The following is an 18,110-nucleotide window of genomic DNA, read 5'->3' as shown; positions in this document are numbered from 1 at the left end:
GGCCTCCTCCCGCATCCGGTGCATGAGGAAGATTCCGTAGTCGACACCGAGGGCGACGAGGAAGACGAAGGCGAGCAGCGGCATCGACGGGTCGACGCCCTCGAACCCGAAGACCGGGCCGAAGAAGAGTCCGCCGAGGCCCATCGCCGCGCCCCACACCGCGACCACCGCCGCGACGAGGATCACCGCGGCGACGACGCTGCGCAGCAGGGCGACGAGGATCAGCAGGACGGCCACGAGCACCAGCGGGATGACGACCTTGCGATCGCGGGAGTTGGTCTCGTCGAGGTCGATCTGCTGGGCGCTGACGCCGCCGACATAGCTGCCGTCGAGCCCGGCACGGAGGGCTTCGATCGTCGCGGTCTCGCCGGAGGTCTCCGGGGCGGCCTCGGCGGTGACGGAGATCTCGGTCCAGCCGTCGGCGCTGCGGCCCGGTTCGGCACCCGCGACGCCATCGGTGGCGCGGGCCTCGGTGAGCGTCTCCTCCGCGCGGTCGGCGGGGGTGAGGACGCTGATGGGCTGGCTGCTGCGGCCCGGGTACTCCTCGGCGAGCGTCCGCATCGCCGACACCGACTCGGGGCGGTCGGTGAAGCTGTCCTCCTGCTTGAGCGTGCCGGGGAGGTTGAACGCGCCGAGGGCGAGGGCGCCGAGGAGGACCGCGCCGGTGAGCAGGACGGTGACCGGGCGGCGGCCGGCCGAGCTGCCCATCCGGGCGAAGACCGAGCGGCGCTGCTTGGCCTCGGTGCCGTACCCGGGGATCAGCGGCCAGAAGACGCGGCGGCCCAGCAGCACCAGGAGCGCGGGCAGCAGGGTCATCATCGCGGCGAGCGCGCCGACGACGCCGACCGCGCCGACCGGGCCCATTCCGCTGGCGCTGTTGAGGTCGGCGGCGAGCAGGCACAGCAGTCCGGCGGCGACGGTGCCGGAGGAGGCGAGGATGGCGGGACCGCAGCCGCGGATGGCGTTGAGCATCGCGTCGTACGGCTCGCGGGTGCGGCGCAGTTCCTCGCGGTAGCGGGCGACGAGCAGCAGGGCGTAGTCGGTGCCCGCGCCGAAGACGAGGACGGTCATGACGCCGGCGCTCTGACCGGTGACGGTGAGGTCGAAGCCCTGGACGAGGCCGTAGATGACGGCCCGGGTGGTGAGCGCGGCGACGCCGACGCTGATCAGGGGCACCAGCCACAGGAACGGGCTGCGGTAGGTGAGGATCAGCAGGACGGCGACGACGATGACGGTGGCGACGGTCAGGGTGCCGTCGATGGACTCGAAGACCTCGGTCATATCGGCCTGTACGCCGCCGGGCCCGCCGACCTCGACGCTGAGTCCGCCGCCGCCGGTAGTGATCTTCCGTACGTCCTCGACGAAGGCGGCGCGGTCGGCGGAGTCCTCACCGGGCTCGGTGCTGGCGACCGGGACCATGAGGGTGGAGCCGTCCTTCGACGGGATGGCCACGGGGCGGGAGGTCAGGCGGTGTCCGGCGGCGATCTCGGCGCTCTGCCGGTCGGCGGTGGCGCGGTCGGCGGCGGTCAGGCCGCCGTCGCGGTGGTAGACGATGACGATCTCGGTGGCCTCGCCGCCCGGCAGCTCCTGCTGTATCCGGGTCGCCTGGGTGGAGTCGGCGCTCTCGGGGAGGTAGTCCACGATGTTGTCGCGCTGGGCGTCGCCGAGTTTGCCCGCGAAGGGCGCGGCGACGGCGACGACGGCGATCCACAGCAGAACGATGGCCCAGGGCACGGCCCGCCGTCGTCTCCTGGCGGCTGCCTGCGTGGGCTGTTCTGCGGTGGACGGTACGGAACCCATGGGTTGCTCCCCTTCATCACGGGTGACCGGGCTTGCCGTCACCAGATTCCCGTGCGGGGCGGCCGGGTTCGTCGGGCGCGGGGGCGAGATGGGGCGTACCGCACGGGGTGACCGGGGGTGGCGGTTACTCCCCGGGGAGTACGGCCGCTACGACGGTGGGGGCATCCGGACGCCCAGACCCCCCGGACCCCCGGGACCCCGGACGCCCAGACCCCCCGGACCCCCGGGACCCCGGACCCCCGGACCCCCGGACCCCGGGACCCCCGGGGCCCCCGGGGCCCCTCGAACCGGCCCGAGCAACCGGCCCGAGCAGGCGGGCCCACCACCCCCGCGCCCGCGCCCCACGGACCGGGCCGAACAATCCAGCCCGTCCTGGGGGTCCGTCCCAGGCGGAGCCCTGGGGGAGCCCTGGGGGAGCCCAGGCGGAGCTTGAGGACACGCCCGAAGGGTGGGCCGCCCCACCGGGGCACGGCCCCCGGGCGAACCGCGAGCGCGGGAGAAGTGAGCCCGGCGCTGCCGGAACCGGCTCAAAGCACGGTTCCAGCAGCGCTCTTCCGTACTTTCGGCCGGTACGCGATGGGCCCGAGGCTTTCTAGCGTGAGCGGCATGAACTCAGCCGAGCGGCCGACAGGGCCACCTGGAAGGATGTCCGCCGGACGGATGCCCGGGGGAAGGATGCCCGGCATCGGGCTGGGCGTCGTGTTCGCCCTGGGGATCGCCTTCACGGCGTACATGCTCATGAACAGTTGGGGCGGCGCCTCCTGGGTGTTCGGCTCCGTGGTCTCGATCGCCGTGAGCGGTATCGCGCTGATGCGCGAGCGGCACAAGGTGCTGACCACGGTCGCGGGCCTGGCCGTGACGGCCGCCGCCGTCACCGTGTCCCGGATCGCCGGGGAGGATCTGCCGCAGGAGCCCGCGCCCATCACGGCGTTCGCCCTGTCGGTGCTCGTCGGCTCCGCGATCAGGACGCTGCCGCCGGGACCGGCCGCCGGGATCGCGGTGGGCGGTGTCGTGGTGACCGCGGTCATCGGGTCCGGCGGGCTGAACGGCGTGACGGGCCTGGCCACGACGGCGATGATCGCCGCCCTGCTGACGGGGCCGGCGCTGCGCGGGCTCGACAGCAGGGCGCGGACCACCGGCACGGCACCGCAGGGGTCCTGGGTCGACCCGCCGCGGTCGTAGCGTGGCCGGGGACCCGAACGCGATGGGCCACGCCCGGCCCGCTGCCGGTGCCGGTGCCAGTGCCGGTGCCGGTGCCGGTGCCGGTGCCGGTGCCGGTGAGCCGCCCGGCGCCCCGCCCGCGCCCCCGCCGCCGCGCGCGGGCCACCGGCACGGATTCCGTAACCTGATCGACGTGACCGTTCCGAACCCATGGGGCGGGGTCGTCTCCACCGTCGGGCTCGGCCTCACGTTCCTCGCGGCGATCACCGTCCAGGCCGCCGCCCTCGCGCAGACCTGGGGAGCCGCGTCCTGGATTCCGGGCGCCGCCGCCTCCGTGGCGGTGTGCGGTCTCGCGCTGACGCGCCGCCGGGGGCGGATCTGGACAGCGGTCGCGGGCCTCGCCGTGGCGGCGCTGGCGGTCCTCGTCCCGCTGCTTCCCGGCGTCCGGCTGCCCGCCGGACTCGGACCCTCCATGGCCCTGGGCCTGGCGGTGCTGATCGGATCGGCCGTCCGGGAGCTGCCGGCGGTACGTGCCGGATCCATCGCGGGTGCCGGGCTGCTGCTGGTCGCCGCCCAGTTCGCCGCCCGGCCGGCGACCGCCGTCACCGCCATCGCCGCGGCGGCCTGGCTGGCCGCCCTCGGGGTGGGCCTGTCGCTGCGCAGGCTCGACGACCGGGCGCGGGCCACCGCACAGCGGGTGCGCCAGGCCGAACGGCTGGAGCTGGCCCGGGAACTGCACGACATCGTGGCCCACCACATCACGGGGATGCTGATCCAGGCGCAGGCCGCCCAGGTCGTGGCGCGGCGGGACCCGGAGAACGTGTCGGACTCGCTGACCGAGATCGAGACCGCCGGGTCCGAGGCCATGGCCGCGATGCGCCGCGTCGTCGGGCTGTTGCGCGACACCGACGACGCGGCACCGCCCGCGCCCGGTCCGGAGGGGCTGAGCACGCTGGTGGAGCGCTTCGGCCGCGAGGGCCCGGAGGTGCGCCTGCACGCGCCCGAAGACGACACCGGGTGGCCGCCGGAGGTGACCAGCACCGTGTACCGCGTCGTCCAGGAAGCGCTGACGAACGTCCTGCGGCACGCGCGGCACGCCCGCTCCGTCGAGGTCACCGTGGGCCGCGACGCCGGGGTCGTCACCGTCGAGGTCACGGACGACGCCGTTCCGGACTCCGCACGGCCCCATCAACGCGGCGGCTACGGTCTGATCGGTATGCGCGAACGTGTCGAAACGCTCGGCGGCTCACTGTCCGCCGGTCCCCGGCCCGGCGCCGGCTGGTCGGTGCGGGCGACCCTGCCCGTCCCCGCGAGGGAGCCCGGATGACCATCAAGGTCCTGCCCGTCCCCGCCAGGGAGCCCGGATGACCATCAAGGTCCTGCTCGCCGACGACCAGTCGATGATCCGCCGCGGCCTGCGGCTGATCCTGGAGGATCAGCCCGACCTCACGGTCATCGGAGAGGCCGGGGACGGCGCCGAGGCGATCGAGCTGGCCAGGCGGCTACGGCCGGACGTGTGCCTGGTGGACATCAGGATGCCCAAGCTCGACGGCATCGAGGTCACCCGCGCGCTGGCGGGCCGGGGGGTGCCCGATCCCCTGCGGGTCGTCGTGGTCACCACGTTCGACCTCGATGAGTACGTGTACGGGGCACTGCGCGGCGGCGCGGCGGGGTTCGTTCTCAAGGACGCCGGGCCCGCCCTGCTCATCGAGGCGGTCCGCGCCGCCCACAACGGCGACGCGCTGGTCTCGCCGTCGGTCACGCTGCGGCTGCTGAAACACTTGAACGGGACGGCGGCGGTGCGCCGCGACCGTGCCGGGCAGTCGCCACAGCTGTCCGAACGCGCGCTGGAGGTCGTACGGGCTGTCGCGCGCGGCCGGACCAACCAGGAGATCGCCGCCGAGTTGTTCATCTCTCTCAGCACGGTCAAGAGCCATCTGTCCGGGATCCAGACCAGACTCGGGGTGCGCAACCGGACCGAGATCGCGGTCTGGGCGTGGGAGAACCGCATCGTGGAGAGCACCTCCGACTAGGCCCGTTCATACCTCACCGGCCTCACCGGCGGCGGCTCCGCGCGGGCCTGTCCGCGCGGGCCTGTCCGCGCGGGCCTGTCCGCGCGGGCCTGTCCGCGCGGGCTTCGCCCATCGGCAGGGCCGACGCATCCGACCCGGCCGAAAGTACGGCCGCCGGCGACGGGAACCGTACTGTGGACCGGTGCCGTCGAGGGCGTGGAATTCCAGGATGAGGGCATGCCACACGCAGATTCCCCTCCCGCACTCCACGCCGAGGGCTTGACGAAGACATACAGCCGCCGCGGCCGACCGGCCCTGAGCGGCGTGAACCTCACCGTCCCCGCCGGCCGGGTCATCGGCCTGGTCGGCCCGAACGGGGCGGGCAAGTCGACCTTGCTGCACCTCGCCTGCGGGCTGACCGGGCCGACGTCCGGCTCACTGACCGTGCTGGGGTCGCGTCCGGCGGCCAACGCCTCGCATCTGGCCCGGGTGGGGTTCGTCGCGCAGAACACACCGGTGTACGGCTCGTTCACGGTGGCCGAGCACATGAAGCTCGGCGCGAGGATGAACCCGGGCTGGGACCCGGTCCTGGCCGAGCGGCGCATCAGCCAGGTGGGGCTGAACCCCGCGCAGAAGGCGGGGCAGCTCTCGGGCGGCCAGCGGGCCCAGCTGGCGCTGACGATCGCGGCGGCCAAACGGCCCGAGCTGCTGATCTTCGACGAGCCCGCGGCGGCCCTGGACCCCCTGGCGCGCAAGGGATTCCTGCACAACCTGATGGAGTTCGTCCTGGAGCTGGGCGCCAGCGCCGTACTCTCCTCACACCTCCTCGGCGACGTCGAGCAGGTCTGCGACCACCTCATCGTGCTGTGCGACTCGCGGGTACAGGTCGCCGGGGACACCCGGGACCTGCTGGCCGGGCACGCCCGGCTGCTCGCGCCGCGCGGCGGGTTCGACCGGCCGCCCGCCGGGGTCGAGGTGATCTCGATCGAGCACAGCGGCGACCACAGCAGAGCGGTCGTACGCACCGGCACCCCGCCCGGCGCTCCTCCCGGCACCTCGCCCACCGCCCCGCAGGCCGCCCTGCCCTACCGGGCCGAGCCCGTCACGCTCGAAGAACTCGTCCTCGCCTATATGACCCGGGCAGCCGCCGCACCCGGCGCCCTGACCGGGGCCGCGACCCGGGGGGCCCGGCGATGATGTGGCTCAGCTGGCGCCAGTTCCGCGTCCAGGCACTGTTCGCCGCCTGCGCGCTGGCCGTCGTCGCCGCGTATCTGGCGCACCTCGGCATGGACATCCGCGACGCCTACGACGTGTACCGGGCCGAGTGCGCGGGCCCGGCCGACTGCGCCCGGGAAAGGAGCCAGTTCCGCAGCGCGTACCAGAACACCCTGCTGTTCCTGGCGACCGGGCTCGCCCTGATCCCCGCTCTCATCGGCACCTTCTGGGGCGCTCCCCTGATCGCGCGGGAACTGGAGACCAACACGCACCGGCTGGTGTGGAACCAGAGCGTCACCCGCCCGCGCTGGCTCCTCGGCAGGATGCTGCTCGCCGGCTCGGCCGCGTTGATCGTGACCGGCGCGGCGGCTGCCCTGCTCACCTGGGCGGCCCGCCCCTTCGACGAGGTGGTCAAGGAGGATTTCAGCACCTTCGTGTTCGGGGCACGCGACATCGCGCCGATCGGCTACGCCGCGCTGGCCTTCGCCTTCGGCACCGTCGTCGGGCTCCTGCTGCGCCGGACCCTGCCCGCGATGGCTGTGACGCTCGTCGGCTTCCTCGCCTTCCAGTTCTTCTTTCCCAACGTGGTGCGGCCGAGCCTCATGCCGCCGGACCGGACCACATTGCCGATGACGGCCGAAGCCATCAACCAGGCGCAGAACCTGGGCAGCCTCGGCGGTGGTTCCGTGATCGGCGGGGTGCGGATTCCGGACGCGCCCGACGCGTGGATCGCCGAGACGAGCCCACTGCGTACCGCGGACGGCAGGGCCCTCGACGGGGCCGAGTTCAACGAGTGCCTCGACAGCCCGCCCAGAACCGGGGCGGACGGCACCTTCGGCGACACGGCGGTGTGCCTCGCCGGGCACGACCTCCATGTCGACGTCAGGTACCACCCCAGGAGCCGCTACTGGGCGTTCCAGGGGCTGGAGACCGCGATCTATCTGGCACTCAGCGGGATCCTCACCGTGTTCGGACTCCGGCGAGTGAGGCGCGGGTGATTTCCCCCGGGCGACAGGCCCCTACGGCGTACGGGGACGGCGGGCCCTGACCGCGGACCCTGACTGCGGACGCGGTCGGCCGGACGCGGACGGTCGGACGCGGACGGTCGGACGCGGACGGCGGGCCCCGGCTGCGGGCGCTGACGGCCGACGATCGCCAGGGGGACCGTGACGTACCAGGGTCCCCGGAGCCTCAGGGCGACAGCGTACGGGCGGTCGACAGCAGCCGGACGGTGTCGGCGGGCGGGAGCTGGAGCGCAACGCCCACCGTGGTCAGGACTTCCCGCTCGGAGGCGCTGTACGGCCCGTCGGCGAGTGCGATCCGCGCGCCCTGGAGGAGGATCGACTCCCGTCCGGCGGGTGCCAGATGGGGCGCCAGGGGCTCCAGTGCCTCGTGAAGCTCGATGGCGAGGGCGGCGCCGTACGGCCCGACGTCCGTGACGAAGCGGCCGGTGTCGGCGGCGAGGGCCTCGATCAGCCCGGTGAGCTGGTCCTCGGTGCAGTCGTGGAGCCCGGCCGCGCGGACCGTGGCGACGGCGGTCTCCCGGACGGAGCGGGACGAGGTGCCACCGGACGCGAGGACGGCGAGGGCGACGGTGTGGACGGCGTCCCGGAGCATCGCGGAGAAGCGGGCGGTGGTGGGGTGGTCGAGGGCGTCCATGCCGAAGTGCCCGTGGCAGGCCGCGCATTCGACGACCGGGCCGGCGGAACCGCGCGGGACCAGCGGAATGCCGAGCAGGGTGAAGCGGCGACGGCCCGTACGACGGCGGTAATTCCGGTCGCCTCCGCAGTCCGGGCAGAAGAACTCCCCGTCCCCTACCGTGTTCCAGGAAGTGTGAATGCCGCAGACCAGCAGCTTTCGGCCAAATACTCCCCGGTCTGCGCGCACTGCGCACCTCCGTAACGCTCCGGCAACATTCCCGCGTTGACGTGATGTTAACCACAGCGGTGTGCTGGCGTCAGCTCCCCGGCGAAGGTGCGCCGTTTCATGGCCGATTCCACGCCATCCAACAGCGAAGCGGAATGCGCCCGCGCCCCCGTAATGTCCGATGAGGGACACCACGGGGGCGCGGGCGGGAAAGTGAACCCGCTCAGCGGGCGGCGCGGTTGACGGCGGAGACGACCGCCTTCAGCGAGGCCCGGGTGGTGTTGGCGTCGATGCCGATCCCCCAGAGCACCTTGCCGTCGATCGCGCACTCGATGTACGACGCGGCCTGCGCGGAAGCGCCCTCGCTCATCGTGTGCTCGGTGTAGTCCAGCAGCCGCGCGTCCACGCCCACCGCGCTCAGCGCCGCGAAGAAGGCGGAGATCGGCCCGTTCCCGGAGCCGGCCAGTACGGTGTCCGCGCCGTCCACGACCGCCTCGACGGTCAGGGTGTCGACACCGTCCGTGTCGGTGGTCGTCTGGCCGGAACGCAACTGGATCCGGCCCCACGCGTTGTCCGGGTTGGGCAGATACTCGTCCTGGAAGACCGACCAGATCTCGCCGGGCGTGATCTCCCCGCCCTCGCCGTCCGTTTTCATCTGGATGATCTTCGAGAACTCGATCTGCATCCGGCGCGGCAGGTCCAGCTTGTGGTCATTCTTCAGGACGTAGGCGATACCGCCCTTGCCCGACTGCGAGTTGACCCGGATGACGGCCTCGTAGGAGCGTCCGACGTCCTTGGGGTCGATAGGCAGATACGGCACGGCCCAGTCGATCTCGTCCACGGACTTCCCGGCGCTCGCCGCGTCGGCCTCCATGGCGTCGAAGCCCTTCTTGATGGCGTCCTGGTGGGAGCCGGAGAAGGCGGTGTAGACCAGATCGCCCGCGTAGGGGTGGCGCGGGTGGATCTCCATCTGGTTGCAGTACTCGCTGGTGCGGCGGATCTCGTCGATCGCCGAGAAGTCGATCTGCGGGTCGACGCCCTGCGAGAACAGGTTCATCCCCAGGGTGACCAGGTCGACATTGCCGGTGCGCTCGCCCTGGCCGAACAGACAGCCCTCGATCCGGTCGGCTCCCGCCATCAGGGCCAGCTCGGCGGCGGCGACGGCGGTGCCCCGGTCGTTGTGCGGATGCACGGACAGACAGATGTGCTCACGCCGGGACAGATTGCGGCCCATCCACTCGAAGCGGTCCGCGTGCGTGGAGGGGGTGGAGCGCTCCACCGTGGCGGGCAGATTGAGGATGATCTCCCGGCCGGCCTCGGGCTGCCAGACGTCCATGACGCCCTCGCAGACCTCCAGCGCGAAGTCCAGCTCGGTGTCGGTGAAGATCTCGGGGCTGTACTGGTAGCCGAAGACCGTCTCGGGACCCAGCAGCTTCTCGGCGTACTCCATCACCAGCCGGGTGCCGTCCACGGCGATCTGCCTGACCTGCTCCCGGGTGCCCCGGAAGACGACCCGGCGGAACATCGGCGCGGTCGCGTTGTACAGATGGACGGTGGCCCGGTGCGCACCGCGCAGGGACTCCACGGTCCGCTCGATCAGGTCCTCACGGGCCTGGGTCAGGACGGAGATCGTCACGTCCTCGGGGATCGCGCCCTGTTCGATGATGGAGCGTACGAACGCGAAATCCGTCTCCCCGGATGACGGAAAACCGACCTCGATCTCCTTGTATCCCATCCGCACCAGCAGCTCGAACATCTCGCGCTTGCGGCTGGGCGACATGGGGTCGATCAGGGCCTGGTTGCCGTCGCGCAGATCGGTGGACAGCCAGCGGGGGGCCTTGGTGATCCGCTTCTCGGGCCAGGTGCGGTCGGGGATCTCGACGGCTTCGTACCGGCCGTACCTGTGGATCGGCATGCCGGACGGCTGCTGGGTGTGGGTCGCGGTCGTGATGGGCGTGGGGCGACCGACGGAAGAACGATCAGACATTGCGCAGGGCTCCTCGGGGTCCAGCTGAAGGACGGCCGACGGATTCGAAGCAGCACCAGATCCCGCGGGGAGGGAGTCGGCCTACGACTACAGGCCCTCGCCGCGGCAGCTAAGAAGAAGCAGCCCGAAACGCATGATGCGCGAAAGCGTAACCGAGTCCTGCGGGCATCAGTGGTCCTGTATCAGTATGCGGGACGCCGATCAGTTTCAGTCAATCCGGATCCTTCACTCCATTTCATTAATCGTGCTGGCAACTAGTGACATGGCGGTGACCCGGTGCCACATTGCCGGGCATGGCTGACAACCCCGCTGACCGCGCCGAGTCCCCTGACCGCGCCGTGCCCGCCTTCGGGACCTTCGGTGCCGACCGTGCTGACCGTGCTGACCGAACCGTGCCCGCCTTCGGCGCCGACCGTGCCGACCGAACCGACCGGGCCTACCACCCGGTGTTCTGCACGATCATTCCGCCGCATGTCCTCGACAAGCTGGCCCGCGCCGACGATCCCGTGATCGCCGCACCCGCCCGCCGCACCCTGGAGGCCGACGCCGCCCAGCGAACCCGCCGCCGGCTCAACACCGTCGCCGGAGTGCTGTCCGGCCGCTCCGCCGCCGCCCCCGGCGCGGCACCCGACCAGCCGCAGCGCACCATCCACGACTGCGAGCACGGCACCGCGCTGCCCGGCCGCAAGGTCCGCGGCGAGGGCGAGGAACCCGGCCAGGACGCGACCGTCAACCGGGTCTACGCGGGCCTCGGGGCGACCTTCGACCTGCTGCTCTCCTCCTACGGCCGCAGCTCGCTCGACGGCGAGGGGCTGCCGCTGACCGCGAGCGTCCACTACGACAGGGATTACGGGAACGCCTTCTGGGACGGCGAACAGATGGTGTTCGGCGACGGTGACGGCGAGATCTTCCTCGACTTCTCCATCCCGGTGGACGTCATCGCGCACGAGCTGGCGCACGGGCTCACCCAGCACACGGCGAATCTGAGCTACTTCGGCCAGCCCGGCGCGCTGAACGAGTCCGTATCGGACGTCATCGGCTCACGGGTCAAGCAGCGCGTCCTCGGCCAGAGCGCCGACCAGGCCGACTGGCTGATCGGCGCGGGGCTGCTGGCCCCCCGGGTCACGGGCGTGGCGCTGCGCTCCATGAAGGCGCCGGGGACCGCGTACGACGACGACGTACTCGGCAAGGACCCGCAGCCCGCGACGATGGACGACTACGTCCGTACGGGCCGGGACAACGGCGGGGTGCACATCAACTCCGGCATCCCCAACCACGCCTTCTATCTGCTGGCGACCCAGCTCGGCGGGAACGCCTGGGAGCGCGCCGGGCAGATCTGGTTCGACACCCTGACCGGCGGGCAGCTGGCCGAGGACACGAACTTCGAGGAGTTCGCCACCCGGACGGTGGCGGCGGCCCGGGAGCGCTACGGCGACGGGGCGGAGCTGGGCGCGGTCCAGAAAGCGTGGTCGCAGGTGGGCGTGGCGACCGGGTGACGCACCACCGGCCCGGGGCGGGGCGCGGCGTCCGCTGCGGCTCCGCCCCGGACCGGACCGCCCTGGAGCGCCCTGGACCGCCCTGGACCGGACCACCGCCCTGGACCGGAGCGTCCCGGACCGGACCGGGCCCGCGTACGGCAGGGCGGGGCGGACGTACGGTGCGCCTCGCCCCAGGGCGCGCGGCCCAGACCGGACCGCCCTGGACCGGGCCGGGGCGGGCCGTTTCCGGTCGCATCGCCGCTCCCGGCCGCCGGGACCGATCGTTCCGGTTTCGCGGCCGGGAGATCCGTACTAGAACGGGAACCATGCGTATCCAGGTAAGGCGTACGGGCGGATTCGCCGGGATCGAGCGGTTCGCGGAGGTGGACACCTCCGGGCTGGCCGACGCGGACACATGGCACGCGCTGGCCGGGCGGGCGGTGGCGGACGGCCGGGAAATCCCGCCGGTCGGGGTGCCGGACGGGTTCAGCTACCAGCTCACGGTGGACGGGCGCACGGTGTACTGCTCGGACCCCCGGCTCACCGAGTCCCAGCGGGAGCTGATCTCGCGGGTGCTGCGGGAGGGCTCGTAAGCCCCGCCGCCGCGCGGCGTACGAACCGCGCCCGGCTCAGAAGCCGAGCTTGCGGAGCTGCTTCGGGTCCCGCTGCCAGTCCTTCGCGACCTTCACATGCAGATCGAGGTACACGGGCGTCCCGAGCAGGGCCTCGATGTGCTTGCGGGACTTGGTGCCGACCTCTTTCAAGCGCTTGCCCTTGGGGCCGATGATGATGCCCTTCTGGCTGGGGCGCTCGATGTACAGATTGGCGTGAATGTCCAGTAGCGGCTTGTCGGCGGGGCGGTCCTCGCGGGGCAGCATCTCCTCGACCACCACCGCGATCGAGTGCGGCAGCTCGTCCCGTACGCCTTCCAGCGCGGCCTCGCGGATCAGCTCGGCGACCATGACCTGCTCGGGCTCGTCCGTGAGGTCGCCCTCCGGGTAGAGCGCCGGGCCCTCGGGCAGCAGCGGGACCAGCAGATCGGCGACCAGCTGGATCTGCTTGTCGCCCACGACGGAGACCGGGACGATCTCCGCCCATTCGAAGCCCAGCTCGGTGGAGAGCCGGTCGAGGGCGATCAGCTGCTCGGCGAGCGCCTTGGAGTCGACGAGATCGGTCTTGGTGACGACCGCGACCTTCGGGGTCTTTCTGATCCCCGCCAGTTCCTTGACGATATAGCGGTCGCCCGGGCCGAGCTTCTGGTCCGCGGGGATACAGAATCCGATGACGTCGACCTCGGCCCAGGTGGTACGGACGACATCGTTCAGCCGCTCGCCGAGCAGGGTGCGCGGCTTGTGCAGACCCGGGGTGTCGACCAGGATCAGCTGCGCCTCCGGGCGGTGCACGATGCCGCGCACGGTGTGCCGGGTCGTCTGCGGCCGATTGGAGGTGATCGCCACCTTCTGGCCGACGAGAGCGTTCGTGAGAGTGGACTTGCCCGCGTTGGGGCGGCCGACGAAGCAGGCGAAGCCCGCCCGGTGGGGGGCGGGCTCGGTGGACTGGGTACGAACGCTCATGCCGCCCATTGTCGCTGATCCCCGGACCGCCTTTGGCCGTGGAGCCCCGGACCCCCAGTGACCGCACGGTCCGCCGGGCCGGTTCACCGACGTATCCGGACCGGTTCACCCGCGTACCGGGGGTGGGATTCGCCCGTCGCCGGGAAGTCACCGGAGCCGAAACGCACCAACTGGCGGGAGCCGTACGACGGTACGACGCGGAGGCTCAGCCGGCTGTGCCCGAGGAACGCAGCCGGCCGTCCGGGCCCGCCAGGAGCACCGGCGTTTCCGGGCCGCCCAGATCCCGTACCGCCGCCCGGTCCTCGTCGGTCAGCGACTCGGCGCCGGAGACCACCGCCGCCGCCTCCAGCGAGCGGGCCCCGCTCGCGACCGCCATCGCGACCGCCGTCCGGAGCGCGCTGAGCCGAAGGGACGGGAGGTCGACGGTCCCGGCGACGTAGGTGCGGCCGTTCTCGTCGCGTACGGCAGCGCCCTCGGGCACGGCGTTGCGGGCGCGGGCGCTGCGGGCGAGGGTGATGATCTTGCGGTCCTCGGGCCCGAGGCCGTCCGTGTCGGCGGGGGCTGTGGGGTCCTTGGGGTGTGCGGAGTCTGCGGGGCCGGTGCTCTGCGTCATGGTCCCGAGCATAGATCGGGACCATGACGCCCCGGCCGGGGGTCAGCCCTGGACGCCCTTGACGAACTTGTCGCCCGCGCGCTTGGCGAGATCGTCGAAGTTCTTGTGCCCGGACGCGTTCTCGGGGACGTAGGAGAACCGGGTCACCCCGGTCCCCTGCCGGGCCACCATCAGGTTGACGTCGAACTTCATGGAGAGCTGGGCGATGTTCAGGCTGAGCCGGAGGGAGTGGGACTCCTCGCCGAACACGGGGCCCTGGAGCTTCTCGACCTTGACCTCGATCTTCTCGGCGTCGGCGCCGTGGACGAAGGCGGTGCAGCTCTCCAGCGCCGTGCCGACGCTCTTGACGAACTCCTCGGCCCCCTTGCCGGGGAAGGTGAGGACCTGCTGGGTGACCGCGCTGTTGCCGCCGTCGCCCTGGAACTCGACGCTGGTGCCCGTCGTGACCCCGGGCATCTTGTCCGCGAGGAGCTGGGCGATCGGCCCGCACTCCTTCTTGTCCGCGGTGTAGGTCTCGTCGTCCGGCTCGGGCTTGCCCGCCTCGTATCCGGCGGGCAGGTCCTTGACCTCCAGGGTGCCGGCCTTCATCAGGGCTGCGGTCAGCGGCTCGGCCTGGCCCTTCTCCTGACCCTGCTCCTGGTCCTTCGCCTGCTCGTTGGCCTTCTTGTCGCCCTTGTCGCTCGTGTCGTCGCCGGAACCACAGGCGGCGGCGGTGAGACAGAGCGCGGAGACGGCGAGAACGGCGGCGGCGCCGCGGCGTCTACGGGTACGCATATGAGTGGTGACTCCCCTTGCACATGACTTGCTCATGGGGAGCTTCCCCCCTCCCCCATCGGACCGCCAGAGCATACCTGGGCACCGCACCTATTCAGCCACCTGGCGGGCGATACCCGGTGATAGCAGGCAGAATCAACTCAAGCGGCTCAAGGGGCTCAAGGGGGCTCGAACGGCAGGGGCCCAGCGCGGCTCAAGGCCGGTCGAGCCGCAGCCGTACGGCCTTCGGCAGACCCGCGACCACCAGGTCGTAGGAGTCCTCGATCAGCTCCCGGACCATCCGGTCCGGCAGGTCACCCACGGTCACCGTGTTCCAGTGACGCTTGTTCATGTGCCAGCCCGGGACGATCGCGCTGTGATCGGCGCGGAGCTGGACCGCGAGGTCCGGATCGCACTTCAGATTGACCGTCAGCGGCTCGCCGTCCAGCGAGCTGAGCGCGAACACCTTCCCCGCCACCTTGAAGACTGAGGTCTCGGGGCCGAACGGGAACTCCTCGACCGCGTCGTTGAACTCCAGGCAGAACGCCTTCAGATCCGCTGCCCTCATGCCGCGTGCGCTCCTTCCGCTGCCCTCATGCCGCGTTCCCTCATGCCGCGTGCACTCCCTCCGCGTGCCCTCATGCCGCGTGCTCTCCTTCCGAGCTGTCACCCACCGGTTCCGCCAGCACCGTGACGATCTTGTTCCGGCGGCCGGCCGGGGACTCCGCCGTCAGCCGCAGCTTCCGCCCGTCGGGCAGGTCGACCAGCGCGGTCGCACCCGCGATCGGGACCCTGCCGAGCGCCTTCGCCAGCAGCCCGCCCACGGTCTCCACATCCTCGTCGTCCAGCTCGTCCAGGCCGTACAGCTCGCCCAGATCCCCGATGTCCAGCCGGGCGGTGACCCGGAAACGGCCCTGGCCCAGCTCCTCGACCGGGGGCAGCTCACGGTCGTACTCGTCGGTGATCTCGCCGACGATCTCCTCCAGGATGTCCTCGATGGTGACGATGCCCGCCGTGCCGCCGTACTCGTCGATGACGACAGCGACATGATTGCGCTTCTGCTGCATCTCGCGCAGCAGATCACCGGCGTTCTTGGTGTCGGGGACGAAGACGGCGGGCCGCATCGCCGTCGAGACGAGGTCGTTCTCCGCGTCGCGGTTGACATGCGTCTTGCGGGCCAGGTCCTTGAGATAGACGATGCCGACGACGTCGTCCTCGTTCTCCCCGGTGACGGGGATACGGGAGAAGCCGGAGCGCAGGGCCAGGGTGAGGGCCTGCCGGACGGTCTTGTACCGCTCGATGGAGATCAGGTCCGTGCGCGGGGCCATCACTTCCCGTACGAGGGTGTCGCCCAGCTCGAAGACGGAGTGCACCATCCGGCGCTCCTCGTCCTCGATGAGGGATTCCTGCTCGGCGAGGTCCACCATCGCCCGCAGTTCGGCCTCGCTCGCGAACGGGCCCTTGCGGAACCCCTTCCCCGGGGTGAGCGCGTTGCCGATGAGGATCAGCAACTGAGGGACGGGGCCCATGATCCGGGCCAGCGGCAGCAGGACGTACGCCGACGCCGTAGCCGTGCTCAGCGGGTGCTGGCGGCCGATGGTGCGCGGTGAGACACCGACCGCCACATAGGAGACGAGGACCATCACGCCGATGGCGACGGTCAGCGCCTCCCAGGTCTCGGCGAACTCCTGGAGACAGGCGTACGTGACCAGGACGCCCGCCGCCATCTCGCACGCCACCCGCACCAGCAGGGCGACATTGAGATAGCGCGTCGGGTCGGCGGTGACCTGCGTCAGTTTCGCCGCGCCGCGCCGCCCGGAACGGACGGCCTCGGCCGCGCGGAATCCGGAGACCCGGGCGATGCCCGCCTCGGCGCACGCCGCCAGCCAGGCCACCACGACCAGCAGGACCGCGCCGAAGACCAGGGGGCCGCTCATGAGACGGTCGGCGCCGGGGAGGGGCCGGTGAGGCCCTTCTCCGCCCGCCAGCCGTCGACGATCGCCGCCTGGAGGCCGAACATCTCGGCCTTCTCGTCCGGCTCCTCGTGGTCGTACCCCAGCAGATGAAGCACTCCATGGACCGTCAGGAGCTGTAGCTCCTCGTCCATGGAGTGCTGTGTCGGAGCCTGTTCACCCTGCTCCTTGGCGACCTCGGGACAGAGCACGATGTCACCGAGGAGCCCTTGCGGGGGCTCCTCGTCGTCCTTGACGGGCGGGCGCAGCTCGTCCATCGGGAAGGACATGACATCGGTGGGGCCCGGCAGATCCATCCACTGGATGTGAAGCTGCTCCATGGCCTGGGCGTCCACGACGATCACCGACAGCTCGGAGAGCGGGTGGATACGCATCCGGGCGAGCGCGTACCGCGCGACGTCGAGGACAGCCTGCTCGTCGACCTCGGTTCCGGATTCATTGTTGACGTCGATCGACATGGTGTGGTTCGAGCTACTTCCCGTGCGCGCTTCGGCCCGCGTGCTGATGGCCCAGGCCGTCGTACTTCTCGTACGCGTCGACGATACGGCCGACGAGCTTGTGCCGGACGACGTCATGGGAAGTGAGCCGCGAGAAGTGCACGTCCTCGACGCCGTCCAGGATGTCCTGGACCTGGCGCAGACCGCTCTTGGTGCCGTTCGGCAGGTCGACCTGGGTGACATCGCCGGTGATGACGATCTTCGAGTCGAAGCCGAGCCGCGTCAGGAACATCTTCATCTGCTCGGCGCTGGTGTTCTGCGCCTCGTCGAGGATGATGAACGCGTCATTCAGCGTCCGCCCGCGCATATACGCCAGGGGCGCGACCTCGATGGTGCCCGCGGCCATCAGCCGGGGGATGGAGTCGGGGTCGAGCATGTCGTGCAGCGCGTCGTAGAGCGGGCGCAGATAGGGGTCGATCTTCTCGTAGAGCGTGCCGGGCAGAAAGCCGAGCCGCTCGCCCGCCTCGACGGCGGGCCTGGTCAGGATGATCCGGGTGACCTGCTTGGACTGCAGGGCCTGGACCGCCTTGGCCATGGCGAGATAGGTCTTGCCGGTGCCCGCGGGGCCGATGCCGAAGACGATCGTGTGCTTGTCGATCGCGTCGACGTACCGCTTCTGGTTGAGGGTCTTGGGGCGGATCGTCCGGCCTCGGCTGGACAGGATGTTCTGGGTGAGCACCTCGGCGGGGGTCTCGGCGCCGCCGTCACCCGTGCCGTTCTCACTCGCCCGGAGCATGGCGATCGAGCGTTCCACCGCGTCCTCCGTCATCGGCTGCCCGGTGCGGAGCACGAGCATCATCTCGTCGAACAGACGCTGGACGAGCGCGACTTCCGCCGCGTCTCCGACAGCGCTGACCTCATTGCCCCGGACATGGATGTCGGCCGCCGGGAAGGCTTTCTCGATCACGCGCAACAGGGCGTCACCAGAGCCGAGGACCGTCACCATCGGATGTTTGGCGGGGACGGTGAACTGGGCTCGTGCCTGCCCCGGCGCGGAGGGGCCTGTCGCGCCCTCGGGGCGCGGGGACCGGGTCTGGGCTGTGGGTGTCTGAGTCATGGGCCGGCTCTGTGGCCTGCACATACCTCCCGCTGCAGGGCTCTCGCTGCTCGATAACCTCTGGAACACCAGCGTACGACGCCGCACTGACAACAGCCGAGGGCTTTTCGGGGCGGACTTGCGC

General features: G+C 71.2%; 17 protein-coding genes. 7 read left to right on the top strand and 10 right to left on the bottom strand.

Annotated features, from left to right (window positions below):
- A partial coding sequence (locus tag ACWF94_RS10980) for an MMPL family transporter (protein ID WP_453486937.1) occupies positions 1-1,800 on the bottom strand: 1,800 nt, incomplete at its 3' end.
- Positions 1,801-2,460: 660 nt separating this feature from the next.
- Between ACWF94_RS10980 and ACWF94_RS10975 the strand changes: the two genes are divergently transcribed.
- From ACWF94_RS10975 to ACWF94_RS10955, 5 genes are all read left to right on the top strand, one after another.
- Complete coding sequence (locus ACWF94_RS10975) at positions 2,461-2,982, top strand: metal transporter (RefSeq protein ID WP_453486934.1); 522 nt, start codon at positions 2,461-2,463, stop codon at positions 2,980-2,982.
- Positions 2,983-3,154: 172 nt separating this feature from the next.
- Positions 3,155-4,288: a sensor histidine kinase gene (locus ACWF94_RS10970; RefSeq protein ID WP_453486931.1), complete on the top strand. Its 1,134-nt coding sequence runs from the start codon at positions 3,155-3,157 to the stop codon at positions 4,286-4,288.
- 37 nt (positions 4,289-4,325) lie between these two features.
- Positions 4,326-4,994, top strand: a complete 669-nt coding sequence (locus tag ACWF94_RS10965; protein ID WP_453486928.1) for a response regulator — start codon at positions 4,326-4,328, stop codon at positions 4,992-4,994.
- 216 nt (positions 4,995-5,210) lie between these two features.
- Positions 5,211-6,170 carry an ABC transporter ATP-binding protein gene (locus ACWF94_RS10960; RefSeq protein ID WP_453486925.1) on the top strand — a complete coding sequence of 320 codons (960 nt, stop codon included), beginning with the start codon at positions 5,211-5,213 and terminating at the stop codon, positions 6,168-6,170.
- On the top strand, positions 6,167-7,186 hold the full coding sequence (locus ACWF94_RS10955; protein WP_453486923.1) for an ABC transporter permease subunit: 1,020 nt from the start codon (positions 6,167-6,169) through the stop codon (positions 7,184-7,186). The genes ACWF94_RS10960 and ACWF94_RS10955 overlap by 4 nt, the downstream gene beginning before the upstream one ends.
- Before the next feature lie 193 nt (positions 7,187-7,379).
- Here the strand turns inward: ACWF94_RS10955 and ACWF94_RS10950 are convergent, their stop codons facing one another.
- Both ACWF94_RS10950 and leuA read right to left on the bottom strand, forming a co-directional pair.
- Positions 7,380-8,075: a TerB family tellurite resistance protein gene (locus ACWF94_RS10950; protein ID WP_453486920.1), complete on the bottom strand. Its 696-nt coding sequence runs from the start codon at positions 8,073-8,075 to the stop codon at positions 7,380-7,382.
- Between the two features lie 202 nt (positions 8,076-8,277).
- A complete protein-coding gene (gene leuA, locus ACWF94_RS10945; protein ID WP_453486918.1) occupies positions 8,278-10,041 on the bottom strand; it encodes a 2-isopropylmalate synthase in 1,764 nt (587 codons plus the stop codon).
- A 293-nt stretch (positions 10,042-10,334) separates the two neighbouring features.
- Here leuA and ACWF94_RS10940 point away from each other — a divergent pair, with 293 nt between their 5' ends.
- On the top strand, positions 10,335-11,537 hold the full coding sequence (locus ACWF94_RS10940) for a M4 family metallopeptidase (protein WP_453486917.1): 1,203 nt from the start codon (positions 10,335-10,337) through the stop codon (positions 11,535-11,537).
- A gap of 308 nt (positions 11,538-11,845) precedes the next feature.
- Positions 11,846-12,112, top strand: a complete 267-nt coding sequence (locus ACWF94_RS10935) for a protealysin inhibitor emfourin (protein WP_453486915.1) — start codon at positions 11,846-11,848, stop codon at positions 12,110-12,112.
- A 36-nt stretch (positions 12,113-12,148) separates the two neighbouring features.
- Here the strand turns inward: ACWF94_RS10935 and era are convergent, their stop codons facing one another.
- From era to ACWF94_RS10900, 7 genes are all read right to left on the bottom strand, one after another.
- Positions 12,149-13,102 (bottom strand): GTPase Era, encoded by a 954-nt coding sequence (gene era, locus ACWF94_RS10930; protein ID WP_453486913.1) that lies wholly within the window; start codon positions 13,100-13,102, stop codon positions 12,149-12,151.
- 196 nt (positions 13,103-13,298) lie between these two features.
- Entirely contained in the window at positions 13,299-13,706 is a 408-nt protein-coding gene (locus ACWF94_RS10925) for a cytidine deaminase (protein ID WP_453486911.1), read from the bottom strand.
- Positions 13,707-13,748: 42 nt separating this feature from the next.
- Entirely contained in the window at positions 13,749-14,480 is a 732-nt protein-coding gene (locus tag ACWF94_RS10920; RefSeq protein WP_453486908.1) for a hypothetical protein, read from the bottom strand.
- A gap of 193 nt (positions 14,481-14,673) precedes the next feature.
- Positions 14,674-15,027: an MmcQ/YjbR family DNA-binding protein gene (locus tag ACWF94_RS10915; protein WP_453486907.1), complete on the bottom strand. Its 354-nt coding sequence runs from the start codon at positions 15,025-15,027 to the stop codon at positions 14,674-14,676.
- A gap of 70 nt (positions 15,028-15,097) precedes the next feature.
- Complete coding sequence (locus ACWF94_RS10910; protein ID WP_453486904.1) at positions 15,098-16,396, bottom strand: hemolysin family protein; 1,299 nt, start codon at positions 16,394-16,396, stop codon at positions 15,098-15,100.
- Complete coding sequence (ybeY, locus tag ACWF94_RS10905) at positions 16,393-16,890, bottom strand: rRNA maturation RNase YbeY (RefSeq protein ID WP_453486901.1); 498 nt, start codon at positions 16,888-16,890, stop codon at positions 16,393-16,395. The genes ACWF94_RS10910 and ybeY overlap by 4 nt, the downstream gene beginning before the upstream one ends.
- Before the next feature lie 13 nt (positions 16,891-16,903).
- Entirely contained in the window at positions 16,904-17,986 is a 1,083-nt protein-coding gene (locus tag ACWF94_RS10900) for a PhoH family protein (RefSeq protein ID WP_453486899.1), read from the bottom strand.
- Positions 17,987-18,110: the final 124 nt, after the last annotated feature.

Source organism: Streptomyces sp. NPDC055078 (genome assembly GCF_053607985.1).
This window is presented reverse-complemented; position numbering and strand designations above follow the sequence as displayed.

Excerpts from the sequence above, each read along its gene's own strand:
- ACWF94_RS10975 (WP_453486934.1), top strand. The coding sequence starts at position 2,461 with ATGCCCGGGGGAAGGATGCCCGGCATCGGGCTGGGCGTCGTGTTCGCC.
- ACWF94_RS10965 (WP_453486928.1), top strand. The coding sequence starts at position 4,326 with ATGACCATCAAGGTCCTGCTCGCCGACGACCAGTCGATGATCCGCCGC.
- ACWF94_RS10960 (WP_453486925.1), top strand. The coding sequence starts at position 5,211 with ATGCCACACGCAGATTCCCCTCCCGCACTCCACGCCGAGGGCTTGACG.
- ACWF94_RS10955 (WP_453486923.1), top strand. The coding sequence starts at position 6,167 with ATGATGTGGCTCAGCTGGCGCCAGTTCCGCGTCCAGGCACTGTTCGCC.
- leuA (WP_453486918.1), bottom strand. The coding sequence starts at position 10,041 with ATGTCTGATCGTTCTTCCGTCGGTCGCCCCACGCCCATCACGACCGCG.
- ACWF94_RS10940 (WP_453486917.1), top strand. The coding sequence starts at position 10,335 with ATGGCTGACAACCCCGCTGACCGCGCCGAGTCCCCTGACCGCGCCGTG.
- ACWF94_RS10935 (WP_453486915.1), top strand. The coding sequence starts at position 11,846 with ATGCGTATCCAGGTAAGGCGTACGGGCGGATTCGCCGGGATCGAGCGG.
- era (WP_453486913.1), bottom strand. The coding sequence starts at position 13,102 with ATGGGCGGCATGAGCGTTCGTACCCAGTCCACCGAGCCCGCCCCCCAC.
- ACWF94_RS10925 (WP_453486911.1), bottom strand. The coding sequence starts at position 13,706 with ATGACGCAGAGCACCGGCCCCGCAGACTCCGCACACCCCAAGGACCCC.
- ACWF94_RS10920 (WP_453486908.1), bottom strand. The coding sequence starts at position 14,480 with ATGCGTACCCGTAGACGCCGCGGCGCCGCCGCCGTTCTCGCCGTCTCC.
- ACWF94_RS10915 (WP_453486907.1), bottom strand. The coding sequence starts at position 15,027 with ATGAGGGCAGCGGATCTGAAGGCGTTCTGCCTGGAGTTCAACGACGCG.
- ACWF94_RS10910 (WP_453486904.1), bottom strand. The coding sequence starts at position 16,396 with ATGAGCGGCCCCCTGGTCTTCGGCGCGGTCCTGCTGGTCGTGGTGGCC.
- ybeY (WP_453486901.1), bottom strand. The coding sequence starts at position 16,890 with ATGTCGATCGACGTCAACAATGAATCCGGAACCGAGGTCGACGAGCAG.
- ACWF94_RS10900 (WP_453486899.1), bottom strand. The coding sequence starts at position 17,986 with ATGACTCAGACACCCACAGCCCAGACCCGGTCCCCGCGCCCCGAGGGC.